The sequence below is a fragment of the Telluria sp. RT2P19 genome, assembly GCF_059685725.1.
The window spans coordinates 439,060-451,534 of sequence record NZ_JCASIL010000002.1 but is presented as its reverse complement, the minus strand read 5'-3'; the positions used below and the strand labels follow the sequence as shown (position 1 = coordinate 451,534).

The 12,475-nt window shown below is 66.1% G+C and carries 11 protein-coding genes; 6 read left to right on the top strand and 5 right to left on the bottom strand.

Annotation, left to right across the window (positions count from 1 at the left end; translation table 11 throughout):
- Positions 1 to 253: 253 nt before the first annotated feature.
- From AC56KW_RS04190 to AC56KW_RS04170, 5 genes are all read right to left on the bottom strand, one after another.
- Positions 254 to 2,074: a glycoside hydrolase family 15 protein gene (locus AC56KW_RS04190; protein WP_497169461.1), complete on the bottom strand. Its 1,821-nt coding sequence runs from the start codon at positions 2,072 to 2,074 to the stop codon at positions 254 to 256.
- Positions 2,067 to 2,864 (bottom strand): 3-oxoacyl-ACP reductase FabG, encoded by a 798-nt coding sequence (gene fabG, locus AC56KW_RS04185; RefSeq protein ID WP_497169460.1) that lies wholly within the window; start codon positions 2,862 to 2,864, stop codon positions 2,067 to 2,069. The genes AC56KW_RS04190 and fabG overlap by 8 nt, the downstream gene beginning before the upstream one ends.
- 340 nt (positions 2,865 to 3,204) lie before the next feature.
- The gene (locus AC56KW_RS04180; protein WP_497169459.1) at positions 3,205 to 4,038 is read right to left on the bottom strand and encodes an HDOD domain-containing protein; all 834 of its coding nucleotides are present in this window, start codon (positions 4,036 to 4,038) and stop codon (positions 3,205 to 3,207) included.
- A gap of 92 nt (positions 4,039 to 4,130) precedes the next feature.
- The gene (locus AC56KW_RS04175; protein ID WP_497169458.1) at positions 4,131 to 4,412 is read right to left on the bottom strand and encodes a hypothetical protein; all 282 of its coding nucleotides are present in this window, start codon (positions 4,410 to 4,412) and stop codon (positions 4,131 to 4,133) included.
- On the bottom strand, positions 4,409 to 4,858 hold the full coding sequence (locus AC56KW_RS04170) for a MarR family winged helix-turn-helix transcriptional regulator (RefSeq protein WP_497169457.1): 450 nt from the start codon (positions 4,856 to 4,858) through the stop codon (positions 4,409 to 4,411). The genes AC56KW_RS04175 and AC56KW_RS04170 overlap by 4 nt, the downstream gene beginning before the upstream one ends.
- Before the next feature lie 222 nt (positions 4,859 to 5,080).
- Here AC56KW_RS04170 and AC56KW_RS04165 point away from each other — a divergent pair, with 222 nt between their 5' ends.
- From AC56KW_RS04165 to astB, 6 genes are all read left to right on the top strand, one after another.
- Entirely contained in the window at positions 5,081 to 6,019 is a 939-nt protein-coding gene (locus AC56KW_RS04165) for a GlxA family transcriptional regulator (protein ID WP_497169456.1), read from the top strand.
- A 131-nt stretch (positions 6,020 to 6,150) separates the two neighbouring features.
- Complete coding sequence (locus tag AC56KW_RS04160) at positions 6,151 to 7,392, top strand: acetylornithine/succinyldiaminopimelate transaminase (protein ID WP_497169455.1); 1,242 nt, start codon at positions 6,151 to 6,153, stop codon at positions 7,390 to 7,392.
- Between the two features lie 92 nt (positions 7,393 to 7,484).
- Positions 7,485 to 8,534 carry an arginine N-succinyltransferase gene (locus AC56KW_RS04155; protein WP_497169454.1) on the top strand — a complete coding sequence of 350 codons (1,050 nt, stop codon included), beginning with the start codon at positions 7,485 to 7,487 and terminating at the stop codon, positions 8,532 to 8,534.
- Positions 8,525 to 9,571 (top strand): arginine N-succinyltransferase, encoded by a 1,047-nt coding sequence (gene astA / locus AC56KW_RS04150; RefSeq protein ID WP_497169453.1) that lies wholly within the window; start codon positions 8,525 to 8,527, stop codon positions 9,569 to 9,571. Before AC56KW_RS04155 ends, astA begins: the two co-directional genes overlap by 10 nt.
- The gene (astD, locus tag AC56KW_RS04145) at positions 9,564 to 11,048 is read left to right on the top strand and encodes a succinylglutamate-semialdehyde dehydrogenase (protein WP_497169452.1); all 1,485 of its coding nucleotides are present in this window, start codon (positions 9,564 to 9,566) and stop codon (positions 11,046 to 11,048) included. The genes astA and astD overlap by 8 nt, the downstream gene beginning before the upstream one ends.
- Positions 11,049 to 11,050: 2 nt before the next feature.
- Positions 11,051 to 12,391 (top strand): N-succinylarginine dihydrolase, encoded by a 1,341-nt coding sequence (astB, locus tag AC56KW_RS04140; protein WP_497169451.1) that lies wholly within the window; start codon positions 11,051 to 11,053, stop codon positions 12,389 to 12,391.
- Positions 12,392 to 12,475: the final 84 nt, after the last annotated feature.

The window sequence follows — 12,475 nt, the reverse complement described above, 5'->3', positions numbered from 1 at the left end:
TCAGTCGCGTCCATGCAGCCAGTGTGGGATCAATTGCGTTCAACGGGAATGACGCTGTTGGCACATGCTTATTTCGCCTGGCGCAATAATCGAACGATGCGATCCATATTAAAAAATCATGCCGAAGTGTGAATCAGCGCACCGAGCCCCCACTCTGCCGAAAGTAAGATGGACTTGTCTCTTTCAGGACATCCCTAGTTTTGGACTTCAACCCGCCCCGGCAACGGAGCGGGTTTTTTTTGCCCGCTTTCCCCTACAGCTGCCAGGGGTGGTCGATGTTGCCGTCGATCGCTGCATCGAGATAGGTCGCGGCACTGATCAGGGCCAGGTGGGTAAAGGCCTGCGGAAAATTACCGAGCAGTTCGGCCCGGCTGGTGAATTCTTCCGCATACAGGTGGACATGGTTGCCGTAGGCGAGCAGCTTTTCCATATTATTGCGCGCCTGGTCGATGCGGCCCGCGCGCGCCAGGCATTCGACATACCAGAAGGAACACGCCGCGAAAGCGCCTTCCTGGCCGTCGAGCCCGTCGTCGCGGTCATAGCGTAGTACCAGCGCATCGTCGCCGAGCTGGGCGCCGATCGCGTCCAGCGTCGCCAGCCATTGCGGATCGGTGGAGCCGACGAAACGTACTAGCGGCATCATCAGGAGTGCGCCATCAAGGTCGTGCGATCCCTTGCTGCGCACGAAGTGGCCGAGCTCGTCGTTCCAGAAGGTCTCCCAGATGTACTTGGAGATATCGTTGCGGGCGGCGATCCAGCGCTCGAACGGCGCCCTGAGCGAACGCTTGCCGGCCAGGCGCACCGCGCGGTCGACCGCCACCCAGCACATGAGCTGCGAATGCAGGTGTTCGCGCGGTTCCTCGCGTCCTTCCCAGATGCCCGCGTCCGCAAGCTGCCAGTTGTCGCAGACATAATTGACCACTTTGCAGACGCCTACCCAGTCGGCATGCGAGATGGCTTCGCCATATTTATTGCTGAGATAGATGGAATCGAGCAGGGCGCCGAAGATGTCGAGCTGCAGCTGGCCGGCGGCGGCGTTGCCGATGCGAACCGGCCTTGAATCGGCATAGCCGGCGAGGTGATCGAGTTCGATTTCCTCGGCAACCTGGCTGCCGTCGAGCGCGTACATGATCCGCAAGTGGCTCTCGGTCGTATCGTGCTTCGGCCGCTCGGCCGACCAGCGGGTAAACGCCTTCGCCTCGTCGGTGTAGCCGAGCCGCATCAGGGCGTACACGGTGAACGAGGCGTCGCGGATCCAGGTGGCGCGGTAGTCCCAGTTGCGCGAGCCGCCGAGCACCTCGGGCAGGCCGAACGTGGCGGCCGCGGCGATCGAACCGTGACGGCACGAGGTCAGCAGCTTGAGCACCAGGGCCGACCGCATGACCGCATCGCGCCAGCGGCCCTTGTAGGTCGAGCGCCTGCTCCAGGCTTGCCAGCGCCGTACCACTTCTTCCAGCAGGGCGTCGCGGGCGCCGGCGTCGAGGTGCGGGCCATGGTCCTCGTCGAGCACGAAGTCCAGGACGTCGCCGGCGCGCAGCATCACTGAAGCCTCGGCGCCGCCGTCGTTGGCGACGAACTGCACGGGCGCCGACAGGCGCAGGCGCGGCGAGCCCGGAGCCGAGAACACCACGTAATCCGGCCCGACGGTGACGTCGGGCCTCTGGCGGGCATAGTCGAGACGCGGCTGGCAGTCGACCTTGATGCACACTTCGCCCTTGGTGACCGTGACCCGGCGCAGCAGACGCGCCGCGCCATGGCCGAGTTCCTCGGGGCCGGACATGAGATCGGTGACGTCGGCGCTGGACGATTCGCCCAGCCACTGGGTCAGCAAGACATTGGTGTCGGGCAGATAGGTCTGCACGACGCGCACGTCGGCGATCTCCGGCGCAATGGTGAAATGGCCGCCCTGTGCGGGATCGAGCAGGGCCGCGAATATGCTGGGGCTGTCGAAGTCGGGCCAGCACAGGAAGTCGATCGTGCCATCAAGCGCCACGAGCGCGATCGTGGCCATGTTGCCGATCGCGCCGTGGTCGCCGATCGGGCGCGGCGGGCGGGTTGCATCTGCTTCAGCCATTGTCTTCGAATCCCGGATAGAGCGACATGCCGCCGTCGACATAGACCGTGGTGCCGGTCATGTAGTCGGCCAGGTCGCAGGCCATGAACAGCGCCAGGTTGGCCACGTCGGCGACATCGCCGATGCGTCCGTAGGGAATCAGCTCGAGCAGCCTGTTGCCGGCCTCGCCTTCGGTGGCGTCTTCGTTGATCGGGGTGCGGATGGCGCCGGGTGCGATGCCATTGACGCGGATGCGCTCCTTCGCGACTTCTTGCGCCAGCGAACGCATGAACATGCCCATGCCGCCCTTCGAGGCGGCATAGTTGACGTGGCCGGCCCAGGGGATGGTCTCGTGGACCGAGCTCATGCACAGGATGACGCCGTTGGCGCGCATGCGGCCGCGGTTGCCCTGCTCGCGGAAGCGGCGCACCGCCGCGCGGGCGCACAGGAACTGGCCGGTCAGGTTTACGTCGAGCACGGCTTTCCAGTCCTTGAGCGACATGTCGGCGAACGGGGCGTCCTTCTGGATGCCCGAGTTGGCGACCAGGATGTCGAGACCGCCGAAGGCCGCATGGGTTTCCTGGAACAGGCGTTCGACGTCGTCCTCGCTGGACACGTCGCACTGGACCGCGAGCGCTTGGCCGCCGGCCTGTTCGATCGCTTGCACGACTTCCCTGGCCTTGTCCTCGCTGCTGTTGAAGTTGACCACCACCTTGGCGCCGGCGGCGGCGAAAGCGAGGCAGATGGCGCGGCCGATGCCGGAGTCGCCGCCGGTCACGAGCGCCACCTGGTCGTTGAGCTTGATATTCATGGGATTTCCTCGAGAGCGTAAGAGCGCCGGTGCGCGGTCGCTACTGTCGCGCTCCTGGCTGGAACGACCTTAGCAGAAAGCGAGGAAGGGAAAAGCACGCCTGGGCTGGCGCTGGACGCTGGACGCAAGAGATCGGTGTTTAATGTGCGCAAACGTACGGATTGCGCTGCACCACCAGCATAAGATCGACCTGTCTCTTTCAGGACATCCCTAGTTTTGGACTTGGCCCGCTCCTTACCGAGCGGGCGTTTTTTTTGGCGCTGTCGTGTTAATCATGCGAACCTGTCCGGTTCGCACAGGTCTCAGCCGATGTCCCACCCTGGCGAGTGCCGCCACCTGACTACAGCAGGGCCGCGGTCAGGCTTTTGACTTCTTCGCCCGATTCATCCAGCACGCCCTTGAGCGTGCCGTCGCCAAACACGAAATCGATGGTGGCGGCCGCGGCGTGCGTGGTCGCGCCGTGCGGTGCGAACAGGGGAGAAGGATACGGCGCCAGGTCGTTGGCCAGCAGCAGGGTATCGCCCAGCGTTTCGGGGGGAAGCGCGCGCATGCCGTCCCACAGCGCTTCGATCGCGCCCATCACCGGCGCCGGCACGCCCAGCTTGTGCAGCACACCGCGGCCGATGGCCGCTTCGCCGTGGTCGAGCCAGGCATCGAGGTTATCGTCCAACAAGCCGGGCAGGGCCTCGGCGCGCGACAGCAGATAAAAACCGCCGACTTCGTGCACGATACCGGCGAACAGCGCGGTTTCGGGATCGACGAAGGACACGCGGCGGGCGATCACCTGGCTCAGGGCCGCCACATGGGCCGAGTGGGCCCACAGCTGGTCGGCCTTGTGGCGCAGGCCGGGATCGCGGATCTCGCTGGCCAGCTGGCGCACGATGACCGAGGCCGCCAGGGCGCCGAGGGTGCGAAAGCCCACGCGCTGGACCGCCGCGCGCACATTGGTGACCTCGTGGCCGCTGCGGTTGTAGGCCACCGAATTGGCGATCGCCACCGTGCGCGCCGCCAGCAGCGGCTCGGCCTGCACCAGGCGCGCGGCGGCGTCGATATGGCAATCGGGTTCGCCCAGGGCACGCTGCAGGGTCAGCGATGCGTTGAGGCTGGTCGGGAAGGCAAGTTCGCTGCGGCCGGCTTCGGCGACGATGCTGTCGAGTGCGGAAACGTGGTCCATGAAAAAAATTATACCCCCAACGCAGCAGGCTACTTGCAAAAAAATTTCCGTGAAGAACTATTGGCGGCGTCGATCGTCGCTCGGCCGCATCATCACTCTTCGCTGAAGATGGCGTCGCAGCCTTCCTTCTGCTCTTCCAGGTTTTCCAGCTCGTCGACCAGGCCCAGGTCGAGCAGCTCTTCCACAGCGTTCATGTAGCTGTTGAGCTTGGTGGCGCCGATCAGGCGGTAGATCTCGCCGGATTCGTTGCGCACGCCGATCAGCATCGGTTCTTCGCGCACTTCGTCCAGCGCGGCGACGTCGAGCAGGATATTGCCGATGATGTGCTTGTCGAAATGGGCCGGCTTCTTGCCGTCGATGAGGGAGGTTTTCAAGGCGTTTCCTTCAGGTGGGAGGGGATGGTCGTCGCGCTGTCGCCAGCGTCGATGCCGGTGTCGCCGCCGCCGCGGATGCGGATGCGCAGCAGGCCGAGTGCCTGTTCGAGCGTGGCGTAGTCGGCATCGCTATATGCGGTGAATAATTCTTTTCCACGTGCAATCACTTTCGGGAAGACATCGCAGAACACCCGATCGCCGGCAGGCGTCAGGCGCACGAAGAACGATCGCTTGTCGTCGCAGCTGCGCTCGCGCAGCACCAGGCCCTTTTGTTCCAGGCGTTCGATGACGCCGGTCAGGGTGCCCTTGGTGATCAGGGTGCGTTCGCCCAGTTCCTTGTAGCTCATGCCGGTCGTATTGCCCAGCGTCGCGATGATATCGAACTGTGCGTGCGTCAACCCGTGCTGGCGCACCGCATCGCCCGAGACGCGCTCGAAGCCTTGCATGCACTCGGCCAGCAGCCGGACGCTTTTTAGATATCGTTCCCCCATGGCCCGGGATTATAGCTGTCCGCCGCGCCTCACGTTGCCCGCCACGCAATATCTGCCAGGGCGCATGGGCGGCCGGAAACCGGTCCTATTGTTCTCCGGTATGATAGACGTCCATGTCGCCCCATCACGCCCGTCGCCCGTCCGCTGTCACAGCCATGGCATCCATGATCCGCCGCGATGCCGCCTGACCTGTCCCTGCTGGCGCAGGAGCGGCCGCTGCGCGTCCTGCTGGTCAACGCCGGCGAGCCCGATGCGCTGACCTGGTCCGGCCTGTACCAGCCGCTGCGCCTGGCGGCCAAGGTGCTGGGGCCCGACCGGCTGCACGTCGACGTGCGCGGCCCCGATAAATTCATGGGCGACGCCGGGCGCCACTGGCAACTGGTGCTGCTGGTGGCCGACGAATCCGAGGCGGCCCTGCGGCCGGCCAACCTGCGCGCGCTGGTCGAGCGCTGCCGCGCCGCGCCGTACTGGGGCGGGGTAGGGGCCGGCGTGCTGTGGCTGGCCGACGCCGGGGTCTTGCATGGCGCGCGCGCCGCGCTGCCCTGGGCCCTGTATCCGGACATGAACGCCCGCGCCGAGCAAGCCCTGCTGAGTCCCCACCTGTACGAGTTCGATGCCAACCGCCTCACCTGCTGCGGCGGCGCGGCCAGCATCGACTTCGCCCTGACCCTGGTCGAGCTGCTATTCGGCGCCACCGTCCAGGCGCAGGTCAAGGAAACCCTGTGCATCGACCGGGTGCGCGGCCCGGACGAGCGCCAGCGGGTGGCGCTGCAGGCCCGCTTCGGTGTCTTGCAGCCCAAGCTGTCCGAGGCGGTGGCGCTGATGGAAGCGAATATCGAAGAGCCGCTCTCGACCGACGACATCGCCCAGCTGTCGGGCATCTCGCGACGCCAGCTGGAGCGCCTGTTCAAGCAATACCTGGGCAGCCTGCCGTCGCGCTACTACCTCGAACTGCGCTTGCGCCGTGCGCGCCAGCTGCTGCTCGATACCAATCATTCGATCGTGCAGGTCGGGCTGATGTGCGGTTTTTCCTCGGGCTCGCATTTCTCGACGGCATTTGGCGCTTTGTTCGGCAATACCCCGAGGGAAGAACGCCAGCGAAAACTTGCCCAATAGTCAAGCAGCGTCAAAAATGAAAATGCCTGTCGCACTTCTAAAAGAAGTTGTCAGGAAGCGTTTCTATAATGGCCCGATCATGCGGGAATCTGTCCCGCGTCTATTACTACTGATTGGATGAGGAAGAAGCCATGAACGCACAGCTTGATTCGGGTATCGCCATGCTGCCGGTGAGCCGTCAGACTTTCGACGAGGTCCTGGTCCCCACCTACGCCCCGGCCGCGATGGTGCCGGTGCGCGCGTCGGGCCTCGACCTGTGGGACCAGGAAGGCAAGCACTACCTCGACTTCACCTCGGGCATCGCCGTCACCGCCCTGGGCCACGCCAATCCGCAAGTGAACGAAGCGCTGACCAAGCAGTTGAACACCCTGTGGCACATCGGTAACGGCTACACCAACGAGCCGGTGCTGCGCCTGGCCTCGGCCCTGATCGACGCGACCTTCGCCGAGCGCGCCTTCTTCTGCAACTCGGGCGCCGAAGCCAACGAGGCGGCCCTGAAGCTGGCGCGCAAGTACGCGCACGGCAAGTTCGGCCCGCACAAGTCGCGCATCGTGTCCTGCCTGTCGTCGTTCCACGGCCGCACCCTGTTCACCGTCTCGGTCGGCGGCCAGCCGAAGTATACCGAAGGCTTCGAGCCGCTGCCGCAAGACCTCTCCCACATCCCGTACAACGACATCGACGCGGCGCGCGCCGCCATCACCGACGACGTCGCCGCCGTGATCGTCGAACCGATCCAGGGCGAAGGCGGCGTCATCCCGGGCAATCCCGACTACCTGAAGGCGCTGCGCGAGATCTGCGACCAGACCGGCGCGCTGCTGGTGTTCGATGAAGTGCAGTCGGGCATGGGCCGCACCGGCACGCTGTTCGCCTACGAACAGATGGGCGTGGTGCCTGACGTGCTGACCTCGGCCAAGGCGCTGGGCAACGGTTACCCGATCGGCGCCATGCTGACCACCACCGAGATCGCCCAGTACCTGGCCGTCGGCACCCACGGCACCACCTATGGCGGCAACCCGCTGGCCTCGAGCGTCGGCCTGAAGGTCCTGGAACTCATCAACCAGCCGGCCTTCCTGAGCCGCGTCAAGGAAGCCAGCGCCAGGATCATGGCCAATCTGCAGCAACTGGCGGCCGACCATCCGAACGTGTTCGGCCAGCCGCGCGGCATGGGCCTGCTCATCGGCCTGCCGATGGCCGACGCCTACAAGGGCCGTTCGAAGGACTATACCAAGCTGTGCGAGAAGCTCGGCCTGATGCTGCTGATCGCAGGTCCCGACGTCGTGCGCCTGGCGCCCGCGCTGGTGGTGTCGGACGAGCAGATCCTTGAAGCAGACCGCCTGATGCGCGCGGCGCTGGCGGAATTCGCCAACGCCTGATCTTCAATCACCGGTCGCGGCCGGCCCGCCCCTCCAGGGGGCGTGGCCGGCCGCCCGCATTGTCCCCCATCCTGCGTCAATAGGGAGTACACATGTATGTTGTTCGTCCGGTAGACCGCGCCGATATCGGCGCTCTCGAGGCGATGGCGGCCATCTCGATGCCGGGCGTGCACACGCTGCCCCGCACGCGCGAAGGCATGGTTGCGGCGGTCGAGCGTTCGATCGCGTCGTTCGCGGCCCAGGTTGATATCCCGAGCGAGGAAACCTATCTGTTCGTGCTGGAAGACCTGCGCTCGCGCGACGTGGTCGGCACCGCCATGATCCACGCTTCTGCCGGCTCGAACGGCACGTACTTCGCTTTCCGCAACGACGTGATCCAGCAGGTCTCGCGCGACCTCAACATCAGCCACAGCGTGCATGCGCTGACGCTGTGCTCGGAGCTGACCGCGTATTCGCAGCTGTCGGGCTTCTTCGTGCGCCACCGCGACAGCGCCGGTGTCGAGGCCGCGCTGCTGTCGCGCGCGCGCCTGCTGTACGCGATGCTGGCGCCGCACCGCTTCGGCGACCGCTTCTTCGTGCCGCTGGCCGGCCGTCTCGACCCTGATGGCCAGTCGCCGTTCTGGAACGCCCTGGGCCGCAAGTTCTTCAAGATGGACTTCCTGGAAGCCGAGCGCCTGATCGAGGGCGCCCGCAACCGCACGCTGATCGTCGAGCTCATGCCGCACTATCCGGTCTACGTGCCGCTGCTGCCGGGCGACGCCCAGGCCGCGCTGGGCCAGATCCATCCGGGCGGCCAGATGGCCTTCGACCTGCTGGCGCAAGAAGGCTTCGAGGCCGACGAATACATCGACATCTTCGATGGCGCCCCGATCCTGCAGGCGCACAGAAACGCGCTGCGCTCGTTCTGCGCCTCGCACAGGCTGCGCGTGGGTGCAGGGCCCGATTCTGCGCCGGACGTGGCGCCAGTCGACTACGCCGTGGCCACCATCGACAACGGCTTTCGCGCCGTGACCGTGCGCTCGGCGCCGATCGAACATGCGCACACCATCGCGCTGCCGCGCGACGTCCAGCTGGCGCTGGGCGTGGCGCCGGGCGACGAAGTCGTGTGCGTGCGCATCCAGGGAGAACCCGCATGCTCGTGATCCGCTCCGCCAAATTGTCCGACCTGGACGCCCTGATCGAGATGGCGCGCCAGGCCGGCAGCGGCATGACCACCCTGAAACCCGATCCCGAGATGCTGGGCCAGCGCCTGGCCACGTCCGAGGCCTCGTTCGCCGAGACCATCGCGCCCGAAAAGCGCGACTACATGTTCGTGCTCGAGCATACCGAAGACGGCAGCATCGCCGGCGTGTGCGCAATCAAGGGTGCGGTCGGCCTCACCGAGCCGTTCTACAACTACCGCATCGGCACCCTGGTCCACTGCAGCCGTGAGCTGAACGTGTTCACCCGGATGGAGACGCTGTACCTGTCGAACGACCTCACCGGGTCGACCGAACTGTGCTCGCTGTTCCTGCTGCCGCAGTACCGCGCCGGCTTCAACGGCAAGTGGCTGTCCAAGAGCCGCTTCCTGTTCATCGCCCAGTTCCAGCACCTGTTCACCGAAAAAATCATCGCCGAGATGCGCGGCTACCAGGACGAAGCGGGCGACTCGCCCTTCTACGAGGGCCTGGGCCGTCACTTCTTCAAGATGGACTTCAACCACGTCGACGGCCTGACCGCGATCGGCAAGAAGTCCTTCATCGCCGAACTGATGCCGCGCCAGCCGCTGTATGTCGACTACCTGCCGCCATTGGCGGTCGAGGTGATCGGCAAGGTCCACACCTCGACCCAGCCGGCGCGCCGCCTGCTTGAACAGGAAGGCATGCACTACGAGGGGTATGTCGACATTTTTGACGCCGGCCCGGTACTGCAAGGCCGCGTGTCCGAACTGCGTGCGGTGCGCGACAGCGTGCTGGCAGTGGCGGCCGAAGGGCTGCCGGTCGGGGAAGCCGCGCCTGACACCGAGCACATGCTGGTGTCGAACACTCGCCTCGATGATTTCCGGATGATCCTGACCCGCGCGGTGCCGGGCGCCACCAGCGTGGCCTTGACCCCCGACGAGCTGGAGCAGCTGCGCTGCAGCGCGGGCGACAACGTGCGGACCCTGACACTCAATACCAGGAAGACTTCCCATGGCTAATCTTTCGAACTACATCAATGGCGAGTGGCTCGCCGGCAGCGGCCGCGAACTGGCCACCATCGACCCGTCGACGGGCCGCCAGACCTGGACCAGCAATGAATCCACGGCGGAAGATGTCGCCCGTGCCGCCACGGCCGCGCGCGACAGCTTTGAAGCCTGGGCCCTGCGCCCGCTCGACGAACGCATCGCGGTCGCCACGCGCTTTCGCGACCTGCTGAAGGAAAACGCCGAGGAGCTGGCGGCAACGATCGCCGAAGAAGTCGGCAAGCCATTGTGGGAAGCGCGTACAGAAGTCGCCACCATGGCCAACAAGATCGATATCTCGGTCCAGTCGTACGGCGCGCGCACCGGCGAGACGGCCAGCAAGGTCGCCGACGGCAATGCCATGCTGCGCCACCGTCCGCACGGCGTGTTCGCGGTCTACGGCCCGTACAACTTCCCCGGTCACCTGCCGAACGGCCACATCGTGCCGGCGCTCATCGCCGGGAACACCGTCGTGTTCAAGCCGAGCGAGTACGCGCCGCGCACCGCGGTGAAGACCGTCGAACTGTGGGTAAAAGCCGGCCTGCCAAAGGGCGTGCTCAACCTGGTCAATGGCGGCCGCGAGACCGGCATCGCGCTGGGCCAGGAGCCGCTGATCGATGGCGTGCTGTTCACCGGCAGCAGCCAGACCGGCGCGGCCCTGCACAAGCAGTTCGGCGGGCAGCCGGGCAAGATGCTGGCGCTGGAAATGGGCGGCAATAATCCATTGGTCGTCTGGGACGTCGAAGACATCGACGCCGCCGTCCATCACACCGTAATGTCGGCCTTCATCTCGGCCGGCCAGCGCTGCACCTGCGCGCGCCGCCTGGTGATCCAGGATAACGCGGCCGGCCAGGCTTTCCTGGCACGCCTGGTGGAAGTGGCGTCGAACCTGCAGGTCGGGCCGTCGAACGCCCAGCCGCAGCCGTTCATGGGACCTGTCGTGTCGAGCGCCGTCGCCGCCCGCCTGGTGCAGGCGCAAGCCGATATGGCGACGAGGGGCGGCAAGATCCTGCTGCAGATGCGCCAGCTCGATACCGACGCCGGCTTTGTCACGGCCGGCATCGTCGATACTACCGACGCGCAAGGCATCCCCGATGAAGAGTGGTTCGGCCCGCTGCTGCAGGTGATCCGCGTGAAAGACTTCGACGAGGCCCTGCGCGTGGCCAACGCCACCGAATTCGGCCTGGCCTCGGCATTGCTGTCGCCGAGCCGGGAACTGTGGTCACGTTTTTCCGTGCGCGCCCGCGCCGGCATCGTCAACTGGAACCGCCCGACGACCGGCGCGGCCAGCTCGGCGCCGTTCGGCGGCGTCGGCAAGTCGGGCAACCATCGCCCGAGCGCCTATTATGCGGCCGACTACTGCGCCTATCCGGTGGCGTCGATCGAGACTTCGGAACTCGAGATGCCGGCCAGGCTGTCGCCCGGCCTGACGTTTCCTGGAAAGGAAGCGTAACGATGCGTGACGCCCGCGAATTCAACTTCGACGGCCTGGTCGGCCCGTCGCACAACTACGCCGGCCTCTCGTTCGGCAACGTCGCCTCGTTCAACAATGTGCGCGCGGCCTCGAATCCGCGCCAGGCCGCCCTGCAGGGCCTGGCCAAGATGCGCGAGCTGGCCGCGCGCGGCTTCGCCCAGGCGGTAATGCCGCCGCAGGCACGGCCGAACTTCCGCCTGCTGCGCAGCCTGGGTTTCTCGGGCACCGACGCCGACGTCCTGGCGCGCGCCTACCGCGACGCGCCCGTGATCCTGGCGTGCGCCTGGTCGGCCGCGCCGATGTGGACGGCCAACGCCGGCACCGTGAGCCCGTCGGCCGACTCGCTCGACGGCCGCGTGCACTTCACCGCCGCCAACCTGAACAACAAGCTGCACCGCTCGGAAGAGCACCTGCAGGCAACCCGTACCCTGCGCGCGATCTTCGCCGACAGCAATCGCTTCGTCGTGCACGACACCTTGCCGTCGGTGCCGGCTTTCGCCGACGAAGGCGCCGCCAACCACACACGCCTTGCCGCCAGCCATGGCGCCGCCGGCGTCGAGTTCTTTGTGTATGGACGGGTCGAATTCGATCCATCGGCGCCGGCGCCGAAGAAATACCCGGCGCGCCAGACGCTGGAAGCGTCACAGGCGGTCGCCCGCCTGCATGGCCTGGACCCGGCGCGCACCGTGTTCGCCGCGCAGAATCCGGACGTGATCGACCAGGGCGTGTTCCACAACGACGTGATCTCGGTCGGCAACGGCAACGTGCTGTTCTATCACGACCAGGCCTTCGCCGACGAAGCGGGCACGCTGGATGCGCTGCGGCGCGCGCTGGCCGGCGTCGACACCGATTTGCAAGCGGTGCGCGTGGCCAGCAGCCAGGTGCCGGTGGCCGACGCCGTCGCCAGCTACCTGTTCAATAGCCAGCTGCTGACCAAGCCTGACGGGCGCATGGCGCTGGTGGTGCCGCACGAATGCCGCGAGAACGCCGCGGTCTCCAGCTACCTGGCCGACCTGGTCGCCGGCGGCGGCCCGATCGACGAGCTGGTCGAATTCGACCTGCGCCAGAGCATGCGCAATGGCGGCGGGCCTGCCTGCCTGCGCCTGCGCGTGGTGCTGACCGACGAGGAGGCAGCCGCCATGCACCAGGGCGTGATCATGACCGAGGTCCTGTATGCGCAGCTGGCGGCCTGGGTCGAGCGCCATTACCGCGACCGCGTCGAGCCGCAAGACCTGGCCGACCCGCAACTGGCGCTCGAATGCGCGGCGGCACTCGAAGAACTCACTCGCATCCTCGGCTTGCCGGGGCTGTACGACTGGTAACGATGTAGTATTCGGACGGGAGATCCCTGTCCATATAAAGCAGGGCGGCGCCGGGCCACGAGCCGACGGCGCACCAGGCACACA

Coding starts and splice junctions, on each gene's coding strand:
- AC56KW_RS04155 (WP_497169454.1), top strand. CDS start 7,485: ATGTATGTTGTTCGTCCGGTAGACCGCGCCGATATCGGCGCTCTCGAG.
- AC56KW_RS04190 (WP_497169461.1), bottom strand. CDS start 2,074: ATGGCTGAAGCAGATGCAACCCGCCCGCCGCGCCCGATCGGCGACCAC.
- astA (WP_497169453.1), top strand. CDS start 8,525: ATGCTCGTGATCCGCTCCGCCAAATTGTCCGACCTGGACGCCCTGATC.
- fabG (WP_497169460.1), bottom strand. CDS start 2,864: ATGAATATCAAGCTCAACGACCAGGTGGCGCTCGTGACCGGCGGCGAC.
- astB (WP_497169451.1), top strand. CDS start 11,051: ATGCGTGACGCCCGCGAATTCAACTTCGACGGCCTGGTCGGCCCGTCG.
- astD (WP_497169452.1), top strand. CDS start 9,564: ATGGCTAATCTTTCGAACTACATCAATGGCGAGTGGCTCGCCGGCAGC.
- AC56KW_RS04160 (WP_497169455.1), top strand. CDS start 6,151: ATGAACGCACAGCTTGATTCGGGTATCGCCATGCTGCCGGTGAGCCGT.
- AC56KW_RS04165 (WP_497169456.1), top strand. CDS start 5,081: ATGCCGCCTGACCTGTCCCTGCTGGCGCAGGAGCGGCCGCTGCGCGTC.
- AC56KW_RS04180 (WP_497169459.1), bottom strand. CDS start 4,038: ATGGACCACGTTTCCGCACTCGACAGCATCGTCGCCGAAGCCGGCCGC.
- AC56KW_RS04170 (WP_497169457.1), bottom strand. CDS start 4,858: ATGCAAGGCTTCGAGCGCGTCTCGGGCGATGCGGTGCGCCAGCACGGG.